This window comes from Halorubrum gandharaense, assembly GCF_054654575.1.
This window is the reverse complement of record NZ_BAAIET010000002.1, coordinates 789,026-810,163: the sequence shown is the minus strand read 5'-3', so window position 1 is coordinate 810,163 and position 21,138 is coordinate 789,026. Positions and strand designations below refer to the sequence as shown.

Genomic DNA, 21,138 nt, shown 5'->3' with positions numbered 1-21,138 from the left:
ACCGTTAACCCCCTTCCCGCCGGCCGTTCCGCCATGAGCGACGCCGCGGATCGGGTCTTCCTGAACGGGGAGATCCACACCCTAACGGAGCCGGACGAGACGCACGAGGCAGTCGCGGTCCGAGACGGCGAGATTGTCCGTCTCGGCTCCAGCTACGACGTGGAGTTCCTCGCGGGCGCGGAGACGGCGGTCGTCGACCTCGACGGTCGCGTGCTCCTCCCCGGCTTCATCGACGCCCACACCCACCTGACGACCGTCGGACGCTACCTCGTCCACGCCGACCTCTCGACGGCCGACTCGCCGGCGGACGCGGTCGCCCTCCTCGAAGAACGCGCCGACGCCCTTGACGAGCAGGGCGACGTTGACGCCTGGGTGCTCGGCTACGGCTACGACGAATCGTCGTGGACCGAGGAGCGCTACCTCACCCGCGAGGATCTCGGCCGGGTGGCCGACGACCGGCCCGTGGCGGCCTTCCGTGAGGACATGCACGTCGCGAGCGTCAACTCCCACGTCCTCGACGCGTTCGCCGAGGAACTCGCCGACGCGCCCGACGGGACGATACCTGAGGACGACAACGAGCCCACCGGCGTCCTCCTCGAAGCCGCCATCGACCCGGTGTACGCGGCCGTCGAACCCGGTCCGGGCGAGACGCGCGACATCGTCGAGGCCGCGCTCGCGGACTGTGCCTCCAAGGGGATCACGGGCTTTCACGACATGGTCCGGAACTCCCACGCGCCGGCGGTGTACCGCGACCTCGACGCCGAGGACGCCCTGACGGCGCGCGTCCGGCTCAACTACTGGACCGACCACCTCGACGCGCTTCAGGAAACGGGGCTCCGGACGAACGCCGGTTCCGAGTTCGTCGAGATGGGCGCCATCAAGTCGTACACGGACGGGAGCTTCGGCGGGCGCACCGCGAAGCTCTCGGAGCCGTACGCGGACGCCCCCGAAAGCGGCGGGGAGGACGACGGCGGCGACCCCGCCACCGGCCAGTGGGTCGTCGACCCCGACGAACTACGCGAGTACGTCGCCGAGGCGACCGCCGCGGGCTACCAGTTCACCGCCCACGCCATCGGCGACGAGGCGGTCGACGCCGTCCTCGGCGCCTACGAGACGGCGGCCGCCGGCGACCCCGGTCCCGCTCGCCACCGGGTTGAGCACGTCGAGCTCGCGGACGACGAGGCGATCGAGCGGTTCGCGGAGACGGGCGTCGTCGCCAGCGTCCAGCCCAACTTCCTCAAGTGGGCCCGGGAGGGCGGCCTCTACGAGTCCCGGCTCGGCTCCGAGCGAACGGCGGCGACGAACCGCTACCGCGACCTGCTCGACGCCGGCGCCACCCTCGCGTTCGGCTCCGACGGAATGCCGATGGACCCCCTCCTCGGCGTCCACCACGCGGTCACCGCGCCGGCGGACGCCCAGCGCCTCACCGTCACCGAGGCGCTTCGGGCGTACACCTGCGGCGCCGCCTACGCCGGCTTCGACGAGGACCGCCTCGGGACGGTCGAACTCGGGAAGAAGGCGGATTTCGTCGTGCTCGACGACTCGCCGTGGGCGCACGACGACGCGATCCGCGACCTCGACGTGGCGATGACGGTCGTCGACGGCGACGTGGTGTACGACGACCGCTGAGGGCTCTATCAAGTAGTAAAACAGTCTGGAAATTTTGGAATTTGTGGCGGTGTTGAAACGCTCATCAGGGACCCGGTTTTGACGCGGCTTCGGTCTGTGTCAGAACCCCGATGAGTGATACCGGGAGTGCGTGTTTCAGGTTGGTTGGGGGGTTGTTTATCAGTGAGCAAGTGGTGTTGCTGACAGCTGTTTATAAGTGACCGACGACACTGCGGTGACCGCCTTCAAAAGCCCCAGCCGGCTCCGGTCGAGGGGCTCGCTGTCGTCCGAAAATCGGAGATTTTCGGGATGACGAGAGAGCTTCGCTCTCTCGAACCACGCGCTCAAAAGACCTCTCCGCACCGCCCGGCCTTTTGAGTGCTTACGTCGCCCGTCTTCCCGGATCCGGCTGCCCCTTTGAGTCCCGCCCCGCACCGCACAGCGACCGCACCTCACACCTCCCCAACCTCGTCGTCGCCTGCGGCGACGACTCCCTCGCGCGCCGACGAGCGCCCGCTGGGCGCTCGCCGGGCGCGCCACCGCACCGCGCCACTGTTTATAAGCAAGGCGTCACTGTCACTCTCGACTGTTTATATACCACGTCGCCGGCGCCGATCTGCAACACTCACTCCCGATATCGATCACCAGGCCATCTTGGTTGACTGTGTGTTCCACTCGACATAGTGTCTGAAGAATCAATCTACAATAGGGCCAAATTTGAATTCTGTACCGGCGGCGGACTTCGATATTCACCCACGGTAGCGACGGGACTCGCCGCGTTTGATCCCGGGGCTCGTCGGGGCGCGGCAGAATCGTTGCCGCAAACGTGGTTTATTAACCATGTAAAACACGATGCACGAACATGGCCGAAATCGCGATCGAACACGCAAACAAGCCGCGACTCCGCGCGGAGGCGGAGACCGCACGGCGCTTGATCGACGCACATCTCGGGGACCGGTCCGATGTCGACCGGGTGACGACGGCGGCTGCGTCGGACGACGCCTTCTGTGTCAGCGTCGAGGGCGACCGCATCTGGTGTGCCGACACGGACGGCTGGATCGACGCGATGGCCGCCGTGAGCGCGGTTCGCCGGCAACTCGCCGGACTCTCCTAAAAGTGGACGCGTGCGCTTACTCGTCGCCGGTCCCGGCGTCGGCGTGCGCGTACACGAACTCCCGTACGAGCTTGCCGGCGAGCGCGGCGGCCTGCCCGTCGTCGCGGTCGTTCACCTCGACGACGTCGAAGCCGTCGGCATGAGGGGCGACCGTCCGGACGAGATCCCGCATCTCACGGGGGTCGAGGCCGAACGGCTCCATCGTCCCGGTTCCGGGCGCGTAACCGGGGTCCGCACCGTCAATGTCGATCGAGCAGTAGACGGACTCGCCGGCGAAGGCGTCGGGGTCGGTCGCGACCTCGTCGAGCCAGTCGCCGGCGTCCTCGGGGGCGACGACCTCCACGTCGGCCTCGGCGGCACGCTCCCACTCCGCCGGCGATCCGGTACGGGCGCCGACGATGATGGCACGGTCGGCGACCGAGAGTGCCCGACGAGTGACGCAGGCGTGGTTCCAGGGGTTCCCGTCGTACTCGTCTCGGAGGTCGAGATGCGCGTCCGCCAGCACGAGCGTGTCGGGGTCGACCGCCTCGACGCCGGCGTAGGTGACGGTGTGCTCTCCTCCGAGCGTGATGGGGACCGCACCGTCGAGGGCGACGCTGCGGAGCTCGGCGGCGAGATGGTCGAGGTACGCGTTCACGTCGTCCCACGGCTGGACATCGCCGGCGTCGTGGACGCCGAGGTCGGAGAAGTGGCTGTCCGTGCGGTGGTCGTAGTCGTCGTAGGTGCGTGAGAAACGCCGGATCCGGTCCGGTCCGAACCGGGTACCCGGCTGAAACGTGGTCGTGGCGTCAAGTGGGGCGCCGACGACCACGTACGAAGCAGTTTCGCGGTCGACGGTCGCGCCCGGGAACATGCCGATTACTTGACGACCTTGCGCTGTCCCTCGTATTCGAGGTACTCGATGGTGTCGTCGGACTCGAATTCCTCGTCCTCGGGGATGCGCATGGTGAAGGTTTCGTAGGTGTCCAGGTCCATGATCTGCGCGTCGTTGCCGGACGTGGAGACGACCTGCCCCTGCTTTCGCTGGATGATCGGCACCCAGACCTTCGCGTCGACGGGCTGGGAAAGCGAGCGCTTTCTGTCGTCGAAGACGCCCTTCCCCTCGATTCGGGCCTTCGCGCTGCCGTGTTTGCCGGGCTTGGCGGTGCTGTAGTGGTTGATCTTGCAGGGCGCGTCGTCCATCATGACGTAGCTCCCTTCCTGCAGTTCGCGAACCTGCTTCTGCTCTCGCGGCATACGATACGATTTCCGGGGCGCGGGTATAAACCGTTTGGAACGCCGTCGAACCGTCGCTTCTCCGCCGGTTCCGCGCGCCCGCTTACGGGTCCATCTCGTCGATGTACTCCTCGGGCTCCTCCTCGTCCGGGGGAACGAGGTGGCCGGTGAGGAGGTAGCTGACGACGAACAGCGCGATGAAGCCGGCGCCGACCGCCGCCGTCGAGCGCACGACGAACGGGATGTCGTGCCACCAGGCGTAGCGGTCGACGATCGCGATCACGACGACGGCGACGGCGATCGCCTTCTGCTCGTCGGTCGGGTTCGTGAGGAACTGCTTCACGTCACCCTTCAGATCGGCGAAGAACCCCCCGTCGGAGTTCGCCTCGTCCGATTCCGTCCGGTCGGCTCCCATTAGGCGTCACCTCCGCCGTCGATCGCGTTTCCGTCGGCCGTGCCGCCGTCGGTCGCCCCGTGCTCGCGGACGACCTTCCGGACGCGAACGAGCCCCTCCTGCAGCTCCTCGGTGGGGAGCCCGAACCCGATCCGGAACCGGTCCGGGAACCCGAACAGGTGGCCGGGCGCGAGCACGACGCTCTCCTCCTCGACGACGGTCCGGCAGAACTCCTCGGCGTCCGCGAACCCGTCCGGCACCGTTACGAAGCCGTTGACGCCGACCGGATGGTGCCAGTCGAGCCCGAGGTCGTCGACCCAGTCGGCCACCCGCTTGCGGTGATCGCGGGCGAGGTCGCGGTTCTCCTCCAAGATCCGCTTTTCGCGCCGGCCGAGCGCCTGTTTGGCGACGTGCTGGCCGAAGATGCCGGGCGAGATGGTGGTGTAGTCCTTCCACTGCCAGGCGCGGTCGACGACGGGCTCCGGCCCGGCGAGCCAGCCGAAGCGCAGGCCGGCGAGCCCGTACGCCTTCGTGAGGCTCGTCGTCGAGATGCCGTGTGCGCCGAAGCTCGCGACCGGCGGCTGGGGGTCCTCCGCGAGCAGCCGGTACACCTCGTCACACAGCAGGTAGGCGTCGTGCTCGACGGCGGCGTCGTACACCGCCCGCATCGCCTCCTCGCTGTGATACTGGCCGGTCGGGTTGTTTGGGTTGTTGACGACGACGACCGCGGTGTCCTCACGCATGGCGTCGGCCACGGCCTCCGCATCGAGCTTCCAGTCCGGCGACTCCAGTTCGACGCGGGTTACCTCGCCGAACGCGTCGGGGACGGCGTGGAGCGCCTGGTACGTGGGGGTGACGACGACGGCGTGTGAGCCGGAGCCCGCCGGCCCGACCGGGTCGTCGTCGCCGAGCAGCGCACAGAACGTGAGGAAGTTCGCCTCCTGGGTGCCGCAGGTGAACAGCACCTCGTCGGCGCTCCGCCCGTAGCGCTCGCCGACGTCCGCGCGGAACTCGGGGTCGCCGTTCGTCGGGATGACGTATCCCAGTTTCCCGGGGTCGAGGTCGAACCGCGAGGCGTCGAGCGACCGGATGCCGCTTTCCGCCAGCATGATGTCGGCCTCGTGTTCGTACTCCGCGAACCAGCGTTCGAGGCCGAACGGGTCGATGTGCATGCCCGGTAGTGGGTGGGCGGCGACGGTTAATGCTACGGTACGGGACGAGCGTGCCGGCCGCGCCGACGAGGAGTGGCGGGGCCGGATCCAGCACCGAATCCACAACATGAAACGACATAAGGTTACACTACCTCGGAAAGTCCTAAGTGTGTAGCCACAAAGCGTTGTATCGTACATGGTACAACGACGCGAGTTTCTCGGCGCGGTCGCCGGCGGCGCGACGGCGCTCGCCGCGGGCTGTCTCGGCGAGGATGACGAGGGGGAAGCGGCGGGAATCAGCGGCGAGACGCTCACGCTCACGACCACGACGAGCACGTACGACACCGGGCTACTCGACGAGGTGAACCTGGCGTTCGAGGAGCGGTTCGGCGTCACGGTCGACGCCGTCGCACAGGGAACTGGCGCCGCGCTCGAAACCGGACGTGGCGGCGACGCCGACGTGATTATGGTCCACGCGCGCTCGCAGGAGGACGCGTTCATGCGCGAGGGCTACGGGGTCAACCGCCGAGACCTGATGTTCAACGACTTCGTCGTCGTCGGTCCCGAGGACGACCCGGCCGGCATCGACGGCATGGACGAGGTCACTGAGGCGTTCGCGACGATCGCCGAGACGGAATCCGTCTTCGTCTCGCGCGGCGACAACTCCGGCACTCACACGAAGGAGCGGGAGATCTGGGAGGCCGCCGGCGTCGAACCCGGCGGCGAGTGGTACCGCGAGGCCGGCTCCGGAATGGGGGAGGTGCTCAACCAGGCCAACGGGACGCCGGCGTACACGCTCGCCGACCGCGGCACCTACCTCTCGATGATGGGCGAGCTCGACATCAGCATCCGCGTCGAGGGACCGATCGAGGGCGGGCCGGCGCTGCTGGAGAACCCCTACGGCGTCATCCCCGTCAACCCCGGCGTTCACGAGGACACCAACTACGACCTGGCGATGGCGTACGTCGGCTTCATCACCTCCCAAGAGGGCCAGGAGCTAATCGGGGAGTACACCGTCGAGGGCGAGCAGCTGTTCTTCCCCGAAGCGGTCGCGGAGAACCCGAACTTCGAGCAGTACGTGCCGGCCGACTGGGAGCCCGGCGAGTGAGTGCACTCGACGCCGACCCGGTCGAAGCGAAACGGTAAACCGCCGATGCACACACGACACGCACGATGGACCTGACGCTGCTGGCATCGCTCGCCGCGGCCCCGGCACACGCAGCCGACACGCTCCCACTGCTAGTGGAGTTCCCGTTCGAGCGGAACTACGTCGAGAGCATCATCCGCGTCTCGCTGTACGTGAGCCTCACCGCCGTCGCGATCAGCACGCTGATCAGCCTGCCGGTCGCGCTTTTGGTCGGGTTCAGCGACTTCCCCGGCAAGGGATTCGTGGTCGCGCTGATCAACACGGGAATGGGCTTTCCCAGCGTCGTCGTCGGGCTCGTCGTCCTCTTTACGGTGTCGAACAGCGGCCCGCTCGGCACGTTCGACCTGATGTTCACGACGGAGGCGATGATCCTCTCACAGATCGTGCTCGCGGCACCCGTGATCACCGGCGTGAGCCTCGCCGCGGTCACAAGCGTGGAGGACGGCGTCCGCGACGCCGCGCGCGCCATCGGCGGGACGCGCCTCGACGTGGCGCTCGTCACGATCAAGCAGGCACGCTACGGCATCGTCACCGGCGTCCTCGCGGGGCTCGGCCGCGCCATCAGCGAGGTGGGATCGGTGCTCATCGTCGGCGGCAACATCGCCAGCGCCGATGGCACCTCCGTCACCCGGACGCTCACCACGGCGATCCAGCTTGAGGCCCGACAGGGACGCTTCGAGACGGCGATGGTTCTCGGCACCATCCTCGTCGTGCTCGTCCTGTTAGTGAACGGACTCGTCTTACGGCTGGGCGAGGGAGGGCGCGGCCCATGAGCGGCACCGACGGGCGATTCGCGGCCGCGAACCCCTCCGAGACGGCGGCCTCCGGGCTCGCATTGGCGGGCGTCTCCCACGGCTACGACGGAACGTCCGTCCTCGACGACGTGACCCTCGGCGTCGAGCGCGGCGAGACGCTCGCACTCATCGGCCCCTCGGGCACCGGCAAGACGACCATGCTTCGTCTGTGTGCGGGCTTCGAGACCCCGGATGTCGGAGCCGTGCGTCTCGACGGACGCGACACGAGCACCCTTCCACGCGAGGAACGGCTCGCCGCCCGGCGCCGGCTCGGCATGGTGTTTCAGGAGGCGAACCTGTTCGATGGGACGGTCGGCAGCAACGTCGAGTACGGGTTGCGGGTCCGACGAAACTGGTCGACCCGCATCCAGACGTCCGTTCGCGACCTCGTTCCGTTCGGCGAGCGCCGCTACCCGGAGCGCGTCCGTCGCGTGCTCGAACGGGTGGGGCTCGCGGACGCCATCCATCGCGACGTAGCCGGACTCTCGGGCGGCGAGGCCCAACGTGTCGCGTTCGCCCGCGCGCTCTCGTACGATCCCGACTTCCTGCTGCTGGACGAGCCCACCTCCGATCTGGACCCGCGGAACACGGCCGCTATCGAGGACGCCGTCGCCGCCGCTCGCGCGGACGGGCTCGGCGTGATGATCGCCACCCACGACATGCACCAGGCGGAGCGGATCGCCGACCGCGTCGCCGTGCTCCTCGACGGGACGGTGATCGAGTCCGGGCCAGCCGACCGCGTGTTCACGAACCCGGGGGACCCGCGCGCCCGGAAGTTCATCGACGGCGAACTGGTGTACTGAACGGACGGCACCCGTCCTCTCCGCTGACGTCACCGGCCACCGCCTATCGGCGCCACCTGTCGATTTTTCAGCCCTCCCGTCGAACGTCACCCATGAGCGACGGGAGCGAGACGGCGGCCGGCAGCGAGGGGATCACCGAAAGCGGAGCGGACACCGGCACCGGCCGGGCGCGAGCGACGCTCGTGGGGTCGGAGGAGGAGGTGGAGTTCGACGGTCGCGACGCCGCGCTCCTGCGGGCGGTCGAGCGGACGGGGTCCGTGGCGTCCGCCGCGAACGACCAGGGTCGTTCCCGTGCCCGCGCTCTCCGACGGATAGAGACGCTGGAGGACGGGTTCGGCCCGCTCGTCGAGCGCACCCGCGGGGGAAGTGGCGGCGGCGGCAGCCGACTCACTGCGGCGGCCACGGCGCTTTTGACCCGGCACGACCGGCTCGCGGCCGCAGTCGATGCCGCGGCACGCGTTCCCGAGACGGTTCTCGATGGAACGGTGACGGCCGTGGACGGAGAGCTGGCGACCGTCGATACCGCGGTCGGGACGGTCCGCTCGATCCACGGCGGCGTCGCGGTCGGCGGCCGCGTGCAGGTTCGGGTCGGAGCGGACACCGCCACGCTGCACGCGCCCGCGGACGCCCCACAGCCGGGCGCGACCAGCGCGCGCAATCGCGTGCGGGGCACCGTTGACGCCATCGACGCCGGCGAGACGGTCCTGACGATCGAGATCCGCGTACTGACCGACGAATTGGCGTCCGACGACGGTGCGTCTGCCGATGTCACCTTCCGAGCGCTCGTCACCGCGGACAGCGCGGGACGGCTCGACCTTGCACCCGACGAGCCCGTCGTCGTCACCTGGAAGGCGACGGCGACGCGGCTCGTCGCCGTCGAGTAGCGCCGAAACGCGACCGACTGGTTAGTCCGTGCGTGCAGCTGACGACGAGTCGTGGGGGCCGTGTCCGTGGTGTCCACTGTCGCCGGCGTCGAACCCGTGGCTCACGGCATAAAAGACCGTTTCCGGGTCACGATTCCACTGCCACTTCCAGCGGGTTTTCGCCAGCAGATAGAGCTTCCGTGGGAGCGACAGCTGGGGGGTGGTCGAGAGCGTGTCGTAGCCACGATTCCGGATCAGCCGGTGATGGTCGGCGTACAACACGGCCGCGAGTAGAACGGCCAGCTGGCAGTCCTCGGGCAGGTACTTGATGCCACGGACACCCTCCTCGTAGAGCGCCTCCGTGCGCGCCAGCTCCTCGTGCATCGCGGCGGCGACGGTGTCGTCGAACTGGAGCGAGAGGATATGGTCGTTGTCGACGCCGTGACGCGCCAGCGTCTCCTGCGGGAGGTACACCCGATTGCGCTCGCGAACGTCCTCGCCCACGTCCCGGAGGAAGTTGGTCATCTGGAACGCTTCGCCCAGCTTGGTCGCGTGCGGGAGCGCGGCGGCCTCCGCCTCCTGATCGAGGTCCATGATCGCCGTCATCATTCGCCCGACGGCGGCCGCGGAGCCGTTCATGTACGCTTCTAATTCCGCGTACGTCTCGTATCGGTCGGTGTCGATGTCGCTTGCCATCGCGTCGACGAACTCGTTCACGTCCGAGTCCGGGATGCCGTACTCCTCACACACGTCGGCGAAGGCGTCGAGGACGGGGTCGTCGGCCGGCTCCTCGCCGAGCGCCCGCCGACGGAGCCGTTCGAGCTCCGCACGCTGCTCGTCGGGCGGCGCCGTCTCGGCGGCGTCGACCACCTCATCGGCGACGCGGAAGAAGCCGTAGAGGACGTAGGTGGGATGGCGAATCCGCTCGGGAAGCAGCCGCGTCGCGACGTGGAACGTCTTGCCTGTCCGTCGCTGAATCCGCTTTCCGTGGGCGATCTGATCGTCGTTCACCATGACGGTGCCGGCTCGACGGGAAGCATCGCGAACGGCTCGCCAATCATGAGTGACGCTTTGGTTTCCGATAACATAACAGTTCGCACGCCGGCGCGCCGGCGTCGTTCGATCCGCCGTTTCGATCGGGAGAAACGTGTCGCACCGGCGACCGCTCAGTGAACTACCTCGGGGTCAAGCCCCGAGGCACTCGCCTTGCTCACCTGTAGAACGTGTCGCTGCAGTCGTACACCACGCCGTGTTCCGGACAGACGTACTTGCAGTGGCGGTGATCCATCGAGGCGCCACAGAGGGGGCAGGGGCGTCCCCGTGGCGTCGTGGTGCCGTCGTTGCCGCCGGCCTCATCGTTGCCCATGCGCGATCGTGAGCCCGGAGCGGCTAAGCGTCTTCGTCCACCGGCTCGGGGTCGTCGCCGGCGAGTCCCTCGTACACGTCACGGGCGAGCCCCTCCTCGTCGAACGGGAGCGTGAGCACGCCCCCCCAGGTCTCGTCCGTCAGCGCCTCGACGGTTCCCGCGTCGAGGTCGACTCGGCGGACCTCCTCGTCGTCGTGGGTCATCACGATGGCGAACGCAGCCGGGTCGTCGGACACGCCGGCGTCATCGAACCCGTCCCGGAAACGGGTCAGACCATCGGCGCCGAGTTCGAGGACCACGAGGAACTCCTCGTCGTCCTCGTAGACGCCCTCGACGTGGTCGATGTCTGCAGCGTCGAACAGCGCCGACTCTCCGTCGGGCCCCTCCAGCGTCGCCGAAAAGGGCGCATCCGGATCGGCCTCCACGTAGCGGTGTTCGGGCCCCACAACCTCGGAGTCCGCCGATTCGCCATCCCCGTCGTCGCCGGCGCCGACACCGGGAACGTTCGCCAGGTCCGTGCAGCCGGCGGCGGAGACGGCGCCCCCCGCCGTGAGCGCGCCGAGCAGACGGCGTCGCGTCAGGTTCATGTTCGGGGGGTTGTCGTCCCCGTTCAAAAGGGTGACTCGCCGATTGACGCAGCTGATAATTGCGGATGGCTGACCGACCGACCCGACCAGTGAGGTGGGTACCTCCGGAACGGGTCACTCGGCGTCGCCGACCAGTGCCCGACGAACGCGTTCGGCCTCGGACCGGTCCTCGAAAGTGAATCGGAACCTCCCGTCCCACGATCCGTCGACGATGCTGGCCGCGAATGGCTCGTTGATCCCGAGCCGGTTCACCGTCTCGTCTTCCACGACCACGGCGAACTCGGCCCGCTCGTGTCGTTGCTGGAGGTCGACGGCGACGGCGACCTCCGTCGCCAGTTCGCTCCCCCGCTCCGTCAGCTCGATGGGGACGTACACCAGGCCCTGCTGGTCTTCGCTCACCGTCCCTGCTCTTCGCACCTCGGACGCACCGAAGAACTCCCGGGTCTCCTCGACCACGAGGTCGACGTGGAAGGAGGCATCGTCCGGGACGGCACCATCCGAGGCGTCGGAGCCGTCCGCTTCACTATCGTGATCGTCACCGACGGTCGACTCGACGGCGTCGGTACAGCCCGTGATCGCGGTCGACACGAGCGCCGTGCCTGCGGCCAATACGGTTCGTCTGGAGGGCATCAGCCGTGTGTTCCGGATGTGGAAATAAAGCCTTTCTCCCTACCGGCGCGGGTCGAGCAGCCGGGCATCGAACCGGTCGGCGCGGACGAGCCCGACGCCGAAGCCGACCGCAACGAGCGCCGGCACCCAGTTGCCGTAGAAGGCGTTTATCGACCCCCAGAGGATGACGAAACTCACCATGTCGTCGAGCATGAACTCGCAGCTGCGCAGGCGCGCGGCGAGCGCCTCGCGGTCGAACGCGCGGTCGAGCGCGACGACGGCGACCGTCGCCGACAGCACCCAGCCGGCGTAGTTCGAGAGCGGGACGCCGTAGAAGGCGCCGCCGCCGAAGTCCCAGAAGCCGAGCGCGACGGCGCCGGGGTCCAACACCACGTCCATCGTGACGACGGCGGTCGCCACCACCAACAGGCGGATCCAGCCGTTCGCGGCGCGGTCGCCGAGCAACAGCAGACAGAGCAGGTAGGCGTTCAGCACCAGCGGGATGAAGAAGACGGGGAGCGCCAGCGGCACGCCGCCGAGCATCGGCCCGAGGCTGATCGTGTACTCGAACGTACCGTACGGCCAGCCGGTTCTGACGCCGAGATGCTCGATGGCGTAGGTGTACGCGATCAGCAGCCCCACCCACCCGACGGCCTTCCGGTCGAGCAGGGGCAACACGCCGACCACGAGCGGCGACCGCATCACGAGCACGCCGAACAGCACGAACCAGGGATTGAACGCGAGCGGGTCGGGCACCCATCCCTCCGCGCTCCCGAGCAGGGTGATCGCCCCGATCGTCGGAAACAGCACGGCGATCGTAAAGCGGTTCTCGCGCACTATCCGGTCGAGGAACGTCTCCGTCTCCGCGCGGGTGGAGGGGAGCCGTTCGCGGAGTCCGGCGAAGCCGCCGGCATCCCTCGAAGCCGCCTCTCCACGTTCGCTCATCCGAGCACCTCCCAAATCGGGACGACCCGCCAGAGCCCGCCCATCGCGAACAGGGTGCCGACGACGGTGTTGAGCGCCGGGAACCACCAGTAGGCGCGGTCGACGGCGACCGACGACGCCGCGACCCACGCGACGAAGACCGGGTAAACCCCGAGCAGCAGCCCGAGGCGATAGTCGAGGAGCGCGAACGCCAGCGCGGCTGCGGTCCAGCAGGCGAAACAGTAGGCGTACGTCCGGGATGCCCCGAGCCAGGTTGCCGTCGTCTCGATGCCGGCGGCGCGGTCCGGCTCGATGTCGGGGACCGCCGAGAACGTGTGCATCGCCATCGTCCACAGCCATGCGCCGACGAGCGCGGCCGCCGGCGGGTGCGCTCCGGCCACCGCCGCGTACGCGGCAGCTCCGGGGAGGATGTAGAGCCCGTTCGAGATGGAGTCGGCGATCGGCGTCGTCTTGAACCGAAGCGGCGGGGCGCTGTACCCCACGCCAAGGACGAAGAACCCGGCGAGGTACGGCCACGCGACCGGTGGCGTGACGGCGAAGGTGACGACTCCCAAGAGACCGGAGCCGACTACCGCGCCGGCGACGAGCCGGTCGTCGCGCCACCGCGTCTCGCGCTCGCCGGACTTCTTCGGGTTCTGGGCGTCGATCTCCCGGTCGAAGGCGTCGTTAACGCCGTACAACAGCACGTTCGCCGGCAGCAGAAAGTAGGCGGCGAGCGTCAGCGTCGTGGCAGTGAACAGTCCCGACGGCTCCGAAATCGCGTAGGTGACGCCCACCGCGACTGGGCCGGCGAGGTAGAGCCAGAATCGTGGTCGGGAGAGGGTGATGAGGTACCGGAGCCGGTCAGCGAGCGGGTCACCCCGTTGCGATCCGGACGCAGCGCTCGTCTCCGCGCCATTGTCCGGGGTCCCATCGTCGTTCGTGGGGATGCCGCCAGTCCCACCATCGGTCGCCGTCACACCAGTCACCTCAGAGCGTCTCGCCGATGCGCTCGGCCGTGATGCCGCCACTTATCAGGCACATCGGGACGCCGATGCCGGGCGTCGTCGTCGCGCCGGTGAAGTAGAGCCCCTCGACCGTCTCGGAGGCGTGCGGCGGCCGGAACAGCGAGGTCTGTCGAAGCGTGTGTGCGAGTCCGAGCGCGGACCCCTCGTAGCTGTTGTACCGGTCCGCGAAGTCGTCCACGCAGAACGTCTCCTCGAACACGATCCGGTCGCGGAGCTCGGTGCCCGTGTTCTCGGCGATGTCGTCGAGCACCTGCTCGCGGTACTGCTCACGCAGCGCCGGCGTATCCTCCAGTCCGGGGGCGATGGGGACGAGCGCGAACAGGTTGCTGTGTCCCTCGGGCGCCACGGTCTCGTCCGTCTCGGAGGGGACACAGAGGTAGTAGGCGGGGTCCTCGGGCCACTCCGGGTCCTCGAAGATGGCGTCGAAGTGCTGTTGCCACCCCGTCGGCAACACGAGCGTGTGGTGGGCGAGTTCGGGCAGGTCGCCCTCGACGCCGAGATACAGGAGGAACGCCGAGGGGGCGAAGGTGCGCGACTCCCAGTACTCCTCGGTGTACTGGCGCTTCTGTGGGGGGAGGAGCTCCTGTTCGGTGTGGGCATAGTCCGCGTTCGAGACGACGAGGTCGGCGAGGTAGCGGTCGCCGGTGGAGTCTCCGGTCCCGTCGTCGGAGGCTACCGTGTCGACCGCGAACGCCCCGCGGCGCCCCTCGATGGCGGTGACCTCGGCGTCCGTCACGAACTCGACGCCGAGCTCCTCGGCGAGCTCGACGATGCCGTCGACCACGGCCCCGATGCCGCCGTCGGGGTAGTAGACGCCCATGTTGAAATCGACGTGGCTCATCAGGTTGTACAGCGCCGGCGTGTTGGTGGGTGAGCCGCCCAGGAACACCAGCGAGTACTGCATCAGCTGCTGGAGCTTCGGATGGTCGAAGTAGCCCTCGACGTGGCCCTGCATCTTGCCCAACAGCGAGAGTCCCCACGAGTAGCGCATCACGTCGCGGTCGACGTAGTCGCGGAGATTCGGGCGGTCCTCGTAGACGAAGTGCTCCATGCCGATCTCGTAGGTACGCTTCGATTCTTCGAGGTAGTCGTCGAGCGCGTCGCCCGCGCCGGGTTCGTACGATTCGAACAGCTCCTTGTTCTGCTCTAAGTCCGGCACTACGTCGACCTGGTCGCCGTCCTTCCAGAACACCCGGTAGTGGGGGTCGAGCCGCGAGAGGGTGTAGTAGTCGGACACCTCCCGGTCGAAGTGGCCGAAGAAGCGCTCGAACACGTCGGGCATCAGGTACCACGACGGGCCCATGTCGAACCGGAAGCCGTCCGCCTCCAGCCGACTGGCCCGTCCGCCGAGCTGCTCGTTCTTTTCGAGGAGGGTGACGTCCGCGCCGGCGTCGGCGAGGTAACAGGCCGTCGAGAGGCCGCCGAATCCGCCGCCGATCACGATGACGGATTCGCCGGCCACCGCGTCGATGTCGGGGGCCGCGTCCATACAGCCACCTAGGGCGGCCGAACCATAAAGGCCGGCCAGTCGACCGAGGTGGGTACGACTAAGTCCCGAGCGGTCCACCGGATTTCACATGCACACGACGGTCGCGATCACCGGGGCGACGAGCGGGATCGGACGGGCGGTCGCCGAGGCGTTCGTCGAGGCGGGCGCGTCGGTCGCCGTTTCCGGCCGGGACGGCGACGCCGTTGAGGCGACGGTCGAGGCGCTCACCGAGATCGCGGACGACGCCGACGAAGGTGGGGCTGCGTGGGGCGCCCGTGCCGACGTGCGCGACGAGTTCGACCTCGAACGCTTCTTCGAGAACGCCGCCCGGGAGTTCGGCTCCATCGACGCCGTCCTCGCCAACGCCGCGGTGTTCCACGGTACCCCCGGCGAGAACCCGATCGACGAGACGGCCTACAGCGCGTTCGACGACACGATGCGCACCAACGCGCGCGGCGTCTTCGGGACCATCAGCGAGGCACTCCCCCACCTCGCCGAGGACGCGCGGGTCATCGTCCCCTCCGGCGCCGTCGCCCACGAGTCGCGTTCCGGCATGGGCGCGTACGCCGTCTCGAAGGCGGCCGCGGAGGCCGTCGCCCGCGGCTTCGCCGCCGATATCGACGCGACCGTCGGCGTCGTCGATCCCGGGATCGTCAGCACCGACCTGACGGGCAAGGAGAAGGCCCGCGACCCCGAGAGCGTCGCGCCGCTCTTCGTCTGGGCCGCTACGGAGGCCGACGCCGAGGCGCTCGACGGCGAGCGCCTCGGGCTTCGTGAGTGGAAGGCGGCGACGCGGTGAGGGCGCGAGTGGGGAGAGGGCGGTGTGGCAACCCGCCGGCGGCCGCGGGGGTGGATGCGACAACCCACCGAGGATTGCGATCGAACTCGGGCACTCAAAAGGGCAGCTCGACACGGTTTAACAACGGGTGGCGGGATTTGCGGAATCTTCGATGACTGACATCGGGAGTACGTCTCTCACGTGAGTTGTTTTTGCGTTTATAAGCGGGACGTGGATTGGGTTGTGGATCCTTTATAAGTGGTTTGTGAGGTGAGCACGACGGCGAACTCCTCCAAAGCCCCAGCCGGCTCCGGTCGAGGGGCTCGCTGCGCTCCTCGCTCTCGGCACCGCCCGCTGCGGTGCTTGCGTCGCCCGTCTTCCCGGACCACGGGCGAGACAGTCCGAGGGACTGTCTCGCTGTTTCCCGCCTGCGGCGGGAACGGCTGCCCCTTTGAGTCCCACCCCGCACAGCACCGCGACCGCACCTCACGCCTCCCCAGCCTCGTCGTCGCCTCCGGCGACAACTCCCTCGCGCGCGTTTCTCGCGCGCGCCAACCGCAGTGTGGGGTTTAAAAGGGAGCAGCGGAACACCTCACGGCCATTTATAAGGGCTCACCGATGACGCCGATTGCAACACCTACTCCCGATATCGGACAGCAACCAGCAGCCACCGACCGTCCTCACTCCCTCGCGGGCCGGAGGTGGTCGCAGTCGCCGGCGTGAATGACGCGTTCCTCGCCGTCGTCGGTCTCGACCACGAGCGCGCCCGGGAAGCGCACGTCCACGGCCTCGCCCTCCACGACGCCGCCGGGGGTGTCGACCCGGACGCGCCGGCCGAGCGTGCTGGTTCGTTCGCGCCACGCCGGGAGCACGCGGTCGAGGTCCGCGGTCAGCTCGTGATAGCGCTCCAGCAGGCGCTGGATGAGCCGTCGGCGGTCCACCTCCGCGCCGCGCTCATCGCGCAGGGAGGTCGCCCCGTCGGGAAGGGCGTCGGCGTCGAGGTTCGCGTTGAGCCCGACGCCGACGACCAGCCACGAAACCCGGTCCGCCTCACCCTCCATCTCGGTGAGGATGCCGGCGAGCTTGCGGCCGCCTCGGGACCCCTGTCCATCCGCATTTGCACCGTCGTCCTCGCCGACGAGCACGTCGTTCGGCCACTTGATGTGGGCGTCGACGCCGGCCTCCCGGCAGGCGTCGGTGGTGGCGACGGCGGCCGCGAGCGTGTGGACGGGCGCGTGCGCCGGCGGGACGTCGGGACGCGTGAGCACGGAGGCCCAGATGCCCCCGGAGGGCGCCACCCACTCGCGGTCGAGCCGTCCACGACCGCCGGTCTGCTCGTCGGCGACGACTGCGAGGTCCGACTCCCCCTCGCCGGCGAGTTCGCGGGCGCGGGCGTTGGTCGACTCGAGAGCGTCGTGATACTCGACGGTGTAGGGCGCGTCCAGCCCGAAGGCGATTCCTGGTCCGGAGTAGCTCGGGTCGTCGGGGGGAGCGTACCCCTCGGGCGTCGACTCGACGGCGAAGCCGTCGTCGCGTAGCGACTCCACCGCCTTCCAGACGGCGGCGCGGGAGACGCCGATATCGCCGGCGAGGTCCGGCCCGGAGACTGGACCGTCGGCGAGCGCATCGAGGAGGGCACGACGGGTGTCCATACGCCGTGAGCGTCGAGCGCGGACGAAAAGCGTTCCGGTGGGTCGCGATCCAGCGACCGACGACCCGGCGCCCAGTGCCCGCTGACCCGGCGCCCGGCGACCCCGGCCGGATGCCGAGGATACAAACCCGCCGGCGTCGTTTTCCCCCCATGGTTACGTTCCTCGCCGGCGGCACGGGGACGCCGAAGCTGCTCGACGGCGCCACCCGCCGCCACGACCCCGCCGACGTGACGGTCGTCGGCAACACCGGCGACGACGTGGAGCTCGGCGGCCACCTCGTCTGTCCGGATGTCGACACCGTCCTCTTCGCCGGCGGCGGCGTGCTCGACCGCGACAGATGGTGGGGGATCGCCGACGACACCACCACCACCCACGACGAACTCGCGCGACTCGCGGACGCCGCCGGCCTCGAATCCGACCCGCGGTACCTCGACGACGACGCCCAAACATCGGGCCGGGAGATCGCCCGGTGGCGGCGCTTCTCGGGCGTCGCGGAGTTCATGGAGATCGGCGACTGCGACCGCGCAGTCCACGTCACCCGGACGAGTCTGCTCGACGAGGGCCACACCCTCACCGAAGTCACTCGCATCCTCGCGGACGCGTTCGGGCTCGACGGCGACCTCGTTCCGATGTCCGACGACCCCGTCGCGACGCTCGTCCACACGGAAGAGGGCGAGACGCTCCACTTCCAGGAGTATTGGGTGGACCGACGCGCGGCCCCCAGGGTGGCCGACGTGGAGTTCCGCGGCGCCGAGTCGGCCACGCTCACCGACCCGGTGCGCGAGGCACTGACGGACCCGGTCGTGATCGGCCCCTCGAATCCGGTCACCAGCATCGGCCCGATGCTGGCGCTCCCCGGCTTCGAGGCCGCACTCAAGAAGACCCCCGTCGTGGCCGTCTCGCCGTTCGTGGAGGACCAGGCCTTTTCCGGGCCGGTCGCCGACCTCATGCGCGGCACCGACCGCGAGCCCTCCACCGCGGGCGTCGCCGCGGCCTACCCGTTCGCGGACGCCTTCGTCCTCGACACCGACGACGGCACCGACCTGGACCGGCACGTCGAGCGTGTCGACACCCGGATCGACGACGCGGACGACGCCGAGCGCGTGATGGCGGCCTGTGACCGGGCGCTGGAGGCGGTGTCGTGATCCCAACACACCGACCCACACCCTTCCTCGTCGCGGCCAGCCTCAGCGGCGAGTCCGACGCGGAATGGGCGAGGACGGCCGCCGAGCACGTCGACTGCACGATACTCGGCGGGCTCGCGCTCGATCCGGCCAGCCGCGCCGCCGCCCGCGACCTCGTCGAGCGCGGGCGGTCGGAGTTCCTCCCGGACGATCCCCTCGTCTTCCTCGACGAACAGCTCACCCGGCTCGCGGATGTTCCCCTTCAGCCCGGGTTCAACGTCCGGAGCGCGACGGTCGAGCCGGTCCGAGAGGCGGCCGCCGTGTGTGCCGACCACGACGCCGTCTGTGAGGTGAACGCTCACTGCCGGCAGCCCGAACTCCGGGCGGTCGGCTGCGGGGAATCGCTGCTCGCCGACCCCGATCGGCTCGTCGAGTACGTCGCCGCCGCCAGCGAAACGGGGGCGACCACGAGCGTCAAAGTTCGGACGGAGGTGCCGGGCGTGGACCTGCCCGAAACCGCCCGAAGAGTGGTCGACGCCGGCGCCGACTGGGTGCACGTGGACGCGATGGACAGCGAGGCGGTGGTTGCCGCGGTCGCCGAAGCAGTCGCGGGTGCCGACGGAGAGGGGCTCGTGGTCGCCAACAACGGCGTCCGGGACGCGGCAACCGCCCGGGAGTATCTCGCGTACGGCGCCGACGCGGTGAGCGTCGGACGCCCCAGCGACGACCCGCGGGTGCTCTCGTGTGTGGCGGCCGCGCTCCGGGAGTGGAGCGAGACGGATCAGCGCGTGGTGGGTGAGTCTCCGTGACGGACCCCACATTGCAACCGCCGGCGCGAGACCCCACCGACGACGCCGTCCTCGCGCTCCTACTGGAGGTGTCGGGAACCCCCAAACCCGGCAACGTCGACCGCACACGCGACCTCGACGACCTCCACTTCGAGGCGTTCCTCGGCGGCGCCGTCGGCGCCCGGAAGGGGCTGGAGATGGCGGCTACCGGGAACTCCCTTGGCACCGCTTTCGAGCGCGCCGTGGCCGGAATGGCCGACCGGGCAGGAACGAACACGCAGTTCGGCTGTCTGCTTCTGCTCGTTCCCCTGATCGCTGCCGCCAGCAAGGACGACCTCTCTCCCGAGAGTCTCGACCGAGTAACCCGAAGCTCGACGGTCGACGACGCGGTCGCCTTCTATCGGGCGTTCGAGCACGTCGACGTGGCGGTGGGTGACCCGCCGGCGGAGGCCGCGGACCTCGACGTGCGCCGGGGTGGGGACGCAGAGCCGGCCCTTCGGGAGCGCGGGCTCTCGCTTCGTGACGTGCTGGCGCTGTCGGCGACGCCGGACGATGGAGGTTCAGAGGGGGATATCCCCGACCGGAACGCCCAGGAGTGGGTCGAGGGGTTCCCGCGGACGTTCCGCGAGGCGGACCGGATCCGCCGCGATTCGGGACCGTTGACGGACCGCGCCGCCCGCACGTTCGTCCGGCAGCTCGCCGCCGAGCCGGACACGCTCGTCGCCACGAATCACGGCCCCGCCGTCGCTCGCGACGCGAGCAGGCGGGCTGCCGAGTTGGTGGGGCAGACGAGCGAGGTCAACCACACCAATGACGCCGGCGGTGCTCCCCCGTCGGTCGACCTCGACGGTGCCGAGGAGCTCGCCGAGGCGTTCGTCGCCGAGGGGATCAACCCCGGTACGACCGCCGACCTGACGTGTGCGGCGCTGTTCGTCGCCCTCCGGCGCGGCGCGGAGGTAGGTCGATGAGCGGGCACTCCGATACCGCCGACTGGCCGGTCGAGCTCCGTGGCGTCACCGAGACGGTGGTCGCCACGCTCGGGCCGAACGATCGGTGGAATATGGCCGCACTCGGCCTGCACGCACCCGAGGATGAAGTCGGCCCGGTCACCGCCCGGACATACGGACGAACGCGGACGTGGCGCAACTTCACGGAGCGCAGCGACGGCGTCGTGCAGTTCACGTCGGACCCGCGGGAGTTCGTCGACGCCGCGCTCACGATCCGCGAGGAGGACGAGCCGGTGCTCCCGAACGCGGACGCGTGGGTGGAAGTGGCGGTCCGACAGGTCGCCGAGCGCGACGAGGGCGACACGACGATCCGCACGTGGGAACTCCACCCGGTCGAGAGTGCGGTCCGCGAGGAGCGAGTGCCGACGATCAACCGGGGGTTCGGCGCGGTCGTCGACGCGACGGTGGCGGCCTCGCGGCTCGGCGTCCCCAAATTCGACGACGAGGCGCTGCTCGACCGGCTCGACTACTTCGCCGAGACCGTCGCGAAGTGCGGCGGCCCCGCCGAGCGCGAGGCGTTCGCCCGCATCGACGACGCGACGGGGTGGCGCGACCACCGGCGGGACGGCGGCGACGGGGAGCCGGAGTGATGGACCCGGCGTGATTGGCCCAGCGTGATGGACCTGGATGGCGCCGTCCAGAAGTAGCCACACTCGGGCGTGTGCGGCCGACACGACGCCGCCGGGGCGGAACGAAC

The 21,138-nt window shown here is 69.2% G+C and carries 23 protein-coding genes; 11 read left to right on the top strand and 12 right to left on the bottom strand.

Annotated features, from left to right (window positions below; genetic code table 11):
- The first annotated feature begins 33 nt into the window (after positions 1–33).
- Positions 34–1,629 carry an amidohydrolase gene (locus ACYQ07_RS13045; protein ID WP_459882279.1) on the top strand — a complete coding sequence of 532 codons (1,596 nt, stop codon included), beginning with the start codon at positions 34–36 and terminating at the stop codon, positions 1,627–1,629.
- 841 nt (positions 1,630–2,470) lie between these two features.
- On the top strand, positions 2,471–2,722 hold the full coding sequence (locus ACYQ07_RS13040) for a hypothetical protein (RefSeq protein WP_459882278.1): 252 nt from the start codon (positions 2,471–2,473) through the stop codon (positions 2,720–2,722).
- 16 nt (positions 2,723–2,738) lie between these two features.
- On the opposite strand, the gene speB is transcribed toward ACYQ07_RS13040, so the two are convergent.
- The 4 genes from speB to ACYQ07_RS13020 all read right to left on the bottom strand — a co-directional run bounded on the left by speB (position 2,739) and on the right by ACYQ07_RS13020 (position 5,503).
- Complete coding sequence (gene speB, locus ACYQ07_RS13035; RefSeq protein WP_459882276.1) at positions 2,739–3,575, bottom strand: agmatinase; 837 nt, start codon at positions 3,573–3,575, stop codon at positions 2,739–2,741.
- 5 nt (positions 3,576–3,580) lie between these two features.
- Complete coding sequence (locus ACYQ07_RS13030; protein WP_459882275.1) at positions 3,581–3,958, bottom strand: translation initiation factor IF-5A; 378 nt, start codon at positions 3,956–3,958, stop codon at positions 3,581–3,583.
- Positions 3,959–4,040: 82 nt separating this feature from the next.
- Positions 4,041–4,352, bottom strand: coding sequence for a hypothetical protein (locus ACYQ07_RS13025; RefSeq protein ID WP_459882274.1), 312 nt, complete (start codon positions 4,350–4,352; stop codon positions 4,041–4,043).
- Entirely contained in the window at positions 4,352–5,503 is a 1,152-nt protein-coding gene (locus ACYQ07_RS13020; RefSeq protein ID WP_459882272.1) for an aminotransferase class I/II-fold pyridoxal phosphate-dependent enzyme, read from the bottom strand. Before ACYQ07_RS13020 ends, ACYQ07_RS13025 begins: the two co-directional genes overlap by 1 nt.
- 175 nt (positions 5,504–5,678) lie before the next feature.
- Here ACYQ07_RS13020 and ACYQ07_RS13015 point away from each other — a divergent pair, with 175 nt between their 5' ends.
- The 4 genes from ACYQ07_RS13015 (at position 5,679) to ACYQ07_RS13000 (ending at position 9,110) form a co-directional block, all read left to right on the top strand.
- Positions 5,679–6,590, top strand: a complete 912-nt coding sequence (locus ACYQ07_RS13015; protein WP_459882270.1) for an ABC transporter substrate-binding protein — start codon at positions 5,679–5,681, stop codon at positions 6,588–6,590.
- 65 nt (positions 6,591–6,655) lie between these two features.
- Positions 6,656–7,402 carry an ABC transporter permease gene (locus tag ACYQ07_RS13010; protein WP_459882268.1) on the top strand — a complete coding sequence of 249 codons (747 nt, stop codon included), beginning with the start codon at positions 6,656–6,658 and terminating at the stop codon, positions 7,400–7,402.
- Complete coding sequence (locus ACYQ07_RS13005; protein ID WP_459882266.1) at positions 7,399–8,226, top strand: ATP-binding cassette domain-containing protein; 828 nt, start codon at positions 7,399–7,401, stop codon at positions 8,224–8,226. Before ACYQ07_RS13010 ends, ACYQ07_RS13005 begins: the two co-directional genes overlap by 4 nt.
- Before the next feature lie 92 nt (positions 8,227–8,318).
- The gene (locus tag ACYQ07_RS13000; protein ID WP_459882264.1) at positions 8,319–9,110 is read left to right on the top strand and encodes a TOBE domain-containing protein; all 792 of its coding nucleotides are present in this window, start codon (positions 8,319–8,321) and stop codon (positions 9,108–9,110) included.
- 21 nt (positions 9,111–9,131) lie between these two features.
- On the opposite strand, the gene ACYQ07_RS12995 is transcribed toward ACYQ07_RS13000, so the two are convergent.
- The 7 genes from ACYQ07_RS12995 to ACYQ07_RS12965 all read right to left on the bottom strand — a co-directional run bounded on the left by ACYQ07_RS12995 (position 9,132) and on the right by ACYQ07_RS12965 (position 15,092).
- Complete coding sequence (locus ACYQ07_RS12995) at positions 9,132–10,103, bottom strand: phytoene/squalene synthase family protein (RefSeq protein WP_459882262.1); 972 nt, start codon at positions 10,101–10,103, stop codon at positions 9,132–9,134.
- Positions 10,104–10,299: 196 nt separating this feature from the next.
- Entirely contained in the window at positions 10,300–10,455 is a 156-nt protein-coding gene (locus ACYQ07_RS12990) for an HVO_2523 family zinc finger protein (protein WP_459882260.1), read from the bottom strand.
- A 23-nt stretch (positions 10,456–10,478) separates the two neighbouring features.
- Positions 10,479–11,042: a hypothetical protein gene (locus tag ACYQ07_RS12985; protein WP_459882258.1), complete on the bottom strand. Its 564-nt coding sequence runs from the start codon at positions 11,040–11,042 to the stop codon at positions 10,479–10,481.
- Positions 11,043–11,156: 114 nt separating this feature from the next.
- Positions 11,157–11,672, bottom strand: a complete 516-nt coding sequence (locus ACYQ07_RS12980) for a hypothetical protein (RefSeq protein ID WP_459882256.1) — start codon at positions 11,670–11,672, stop codon at positions 11,157–11,159.
- 39 nt (positions 11,673–11,711) lie between these two features.
- Positions 11,712–12,596 carry a bisanhydrobacterioruberin hydratase gene (gene cruF / locus ACYQ07_RS12975; RefSeq protein ID WP_459882254.1) on the bottom strand — a complete coding sequence of 295 codons (885 nt, stop codon included), beginning with the start codon at positions 12,594–12,596 and terminating at the stop codon, positions 11,712–11,714.
- Complete coding sequence (locus ACYQ07_RS12970) at positions 12,593–13,525, bottom strand: prenyltransferase (protein WP_459883058.1); 933 nt, start codon at positions 13,523–13,525, stop codon at positions 12,593–12,595. Before ACYQ07_RS12970 ends, cruF begins: the two co-directional genes overlap by 4 nt.
- Before the next feature lie 40 nt (positions 13,526–13,565).
- Entirely contained in the window at positions 13,566–15,092 is a 1,527-nt protein-coding gene (locus tag ACYQ07_RS12965; RefSeq protein ID WP_459882252.1) for a phytoene desaturase family protein, read from the bottom strand.
- Between the two features lie 88 nt (positions 15,093–15,180).
- On the opposite strand from ACYQ07_RS12965, the gene ACYQ07_RS12960 reads away from it, so the two are divergent.
- A complete protein-coding gene (locus tag ACYQ07_RS12960; RefSeq protein ID WP_459882250.1) occupies positions 15,181–15,891 on the top strand; it encodes an SDR family oxidoreductase in 711 nt (236 codons plus the stop codon).
- Between the two features lie 659 nt (positions 15,892–16,550).
- Here ACYQ07_RS12960 and ACYQ07_RS12955 read toward each other — a convergent pair.
- Positions 16,551–17,522 (bottom strand): biotin--[acetyl-CoA-carboxylase] ligase, encoded by a 972-nt coding sequence (locus tag ACYQ07_RS12955; protein WP_459882248.1) that lies wholly within the window; start codon positions 17,520–17,522, stop codon positions 16,551–16,553.
- Between the two features lie 149 nt (positions 17,523–17,671).
- Between ACYQ07_RS12955 and cofD the strand changes: the two genes are divergently transcribed.
- Genes cofD through ACYQ07_RS12935 form a run of 4 tightly spaced genes read left to right on the top strand, consistent with a single transcriptional unit; the run spans position 17,672 to position 21,031 of the window.
- Positions 17,672–18,667, top strand: a complete 996-nt coding sequence (gene cofD, locus ACYQ07_RS12950) for a 2-phospho-L-lactate transferase (protein WP_459882247.1) — start codon at positions 17,672–17,674, stop codon at positions 18,665–18,667.
- The gene (locus ACYQ07_RS12945; protein ID WP_459882245.1) at positions 18,664–19,455 is read left to right on the top strand and encodes a tRNA-dihydrouridine synthase; all 792 of its coding nucleotides are present in this window, start codon (positions 18,664–18,666) and stop codon (positions 19,453–19,455) included. The genes cofD and ACYQ07_RS12945 overlap by 4 nt, the downstream gene beginning before the upstream one ends.
- On the top strand, positions 19,452–20,402 hold the full coding sequence (locus ACYQ07_RS12940; protein ID WP_459882243.1) for a triphosphoribosyl-dephospho-CoA synthase: 951 nt from the start codon (positions 19,452–19,454) through the stop codon (positions 20,400–20,402). Before ACYQ07_RS12945 ends, ACYQ07_RS12940 begins: the two co-directional genes overlap by 4 nt.
- On the top strand, positions 20,399–21,031 hold the full coding sequence (locus ACYQ07_RS12935; RefSeq protein WP_459882242.1) for a DUF447 domain-containing protein: 633 nt from the start codon (positions 20,399–20,401) through the stop codon (positions 21,029–21,031). Before ACYQ07_RS12940 ends, ACYQ07_RS12935 begins: the two co-directional genes overlap by 4 nt.
- Positions 21,032–21,138: the final 107 nt, after the last annotated feature.

Bases quoted from the DNA above. Each gene is read 5' to 3' on its own strand.
- ACYQ07_RS13045 (WP_459882279.1), top strand. From the start codon at position 34: ATGAGCGACGCCGCGGATCGGGTCTTCCTGAACGGGGAGATCCACACC.
- ACYQ07_RS13040 (WP_459882278.1), top strand. From the start codon at position 2,471: ATGGCCGAAATCGCGATCGAACACGCAAACAAGCCGCGACTCCGCGCG.
- speB (WP_459882276.1), bottom strand. From the start codon at position 3,575: ATGTTCCCGGGCGCGACCGTCGACCGCGAAACTGCTTCGTACGTGGTC.
- ACYQ07_RS13030 (WP_459882275.1), bottom strand. From the start codon at position 3,958: ATGCCGCGAGAGCAGAAGCAGGTTCGCGAACTGCAGGAAGGGAGCTAC.
- ACYQ07_RS13025 (WP_459882274.1), bottom strand. From the start codon at position 4,352: ATGGGAGCCGACCGGACGGAATCGGACGAGGCGAACTCCGACGGGGGG.
- ACYQ07_RS13020 (WP_459882272.1), bottom strand. From the start codon at position 5,503: ATGCACATCGACCCGTTCGGCCTCGAACGCTGGTTCGCGGAGTACGAA.
- ACYQ07_RS13015 (WP_459882270.1), top strand. From the start codon at position 5,679: ATGGTACAACGACGCGAGTTTCTCGGCGCGGTCGCCGGCGGCGCGACG.
- ACYQ07_RS13010 (WP_459882268.1), top strand. From the start codon at position 6,656: ATGGACCTGACGCTGCTGGCATCGCTCGCCGCGGCCCCGGCACACGCA.
- ACYQ07_RS13005 (WP_459882266.1), top strand. From the start codon at position 7,399: ATGAGCGGCACCGACGGGCGATTCGCGGCCGCGAACCCCTCCGAGACG.
- ACYQ07_RS13000 (WP_459882264.1), top strand. From the start codon at position 8,319: ATGAGCGACGGGAGCGAGACGGCGGCCGGCAGCGAGGGGATCACCGAA.
- ACYQ07_RS12995 (WP_459882262.1), bottom strand. From the start codon at position 10,103: ATGGTGAACGACGATCAGATCGCCCACGGAAAGCGGATTCAGCGACGG.
- ACYQ07_RS12990 (WP_459882260.1), bottom strand. From the start codon at position 10,455: ATGGGCAACGATGAGGCCGGCGGCAACGACGGCACCACGACGCCACGG.
- ACYQ07_RS12985 (WP_459882258.1), bottom strand. From the start codon at position 11,042: ATGAACCTGACGCGACGCCGTCTGCTCGGCGCGCTCACGGCGGGGGGC.
- ACYQ07_RS12980 (WP_459882256.1), bottom strand. From the start codon at position 11,672: ATGCCCTCCAGACGAACCGTATTGGCCGCAGGCACGGCGCTCGTGTCG.
- cruF (WP_459882254.1), bottom strand. From the start codon at position 12,596: ATGAGCGAACGTGGAGAGGCGGCTTCGAGGGATGCCGGCGGCTTCGCC.
- ACYQ07_RS12965 (WP_459882252.1), bottom strand. From the start codon at position 15,092: ATGGACGCGGCCCCCGACATCGACGCGGTGGCCGGCGAATCCGTCATC.
- ACYQ07_RS12960 (WP_459882250.1), top strand. From the start codon at position 15,181: ATGCACACGACGGTCGCGATCACCGGGGCGACGAGCGGGATCGGACGG.
- ACYQ07_RS12955 (WP_459882248.1), bottom strand. From the start codon at position 17,522: ATGGACACCCGTCGTGCCCTCCTCGATGCGCTCGCCGACGGTCCAGTC.
- cofD (WP_459882247.1), top strand. From the start codon at position 17,672: ATGGTTACGTTCCTCGCCGGCGGCACGGGGACGCCGAAGCTGCTCGAC.
- ACYQ07_RS12935 (WP_459882242.1), top strand. From the start codon at position 20,399: ATGAGCGGGCACTCCGATACCGCCGACTGGCCGGTCGAGCTCCGTGGC.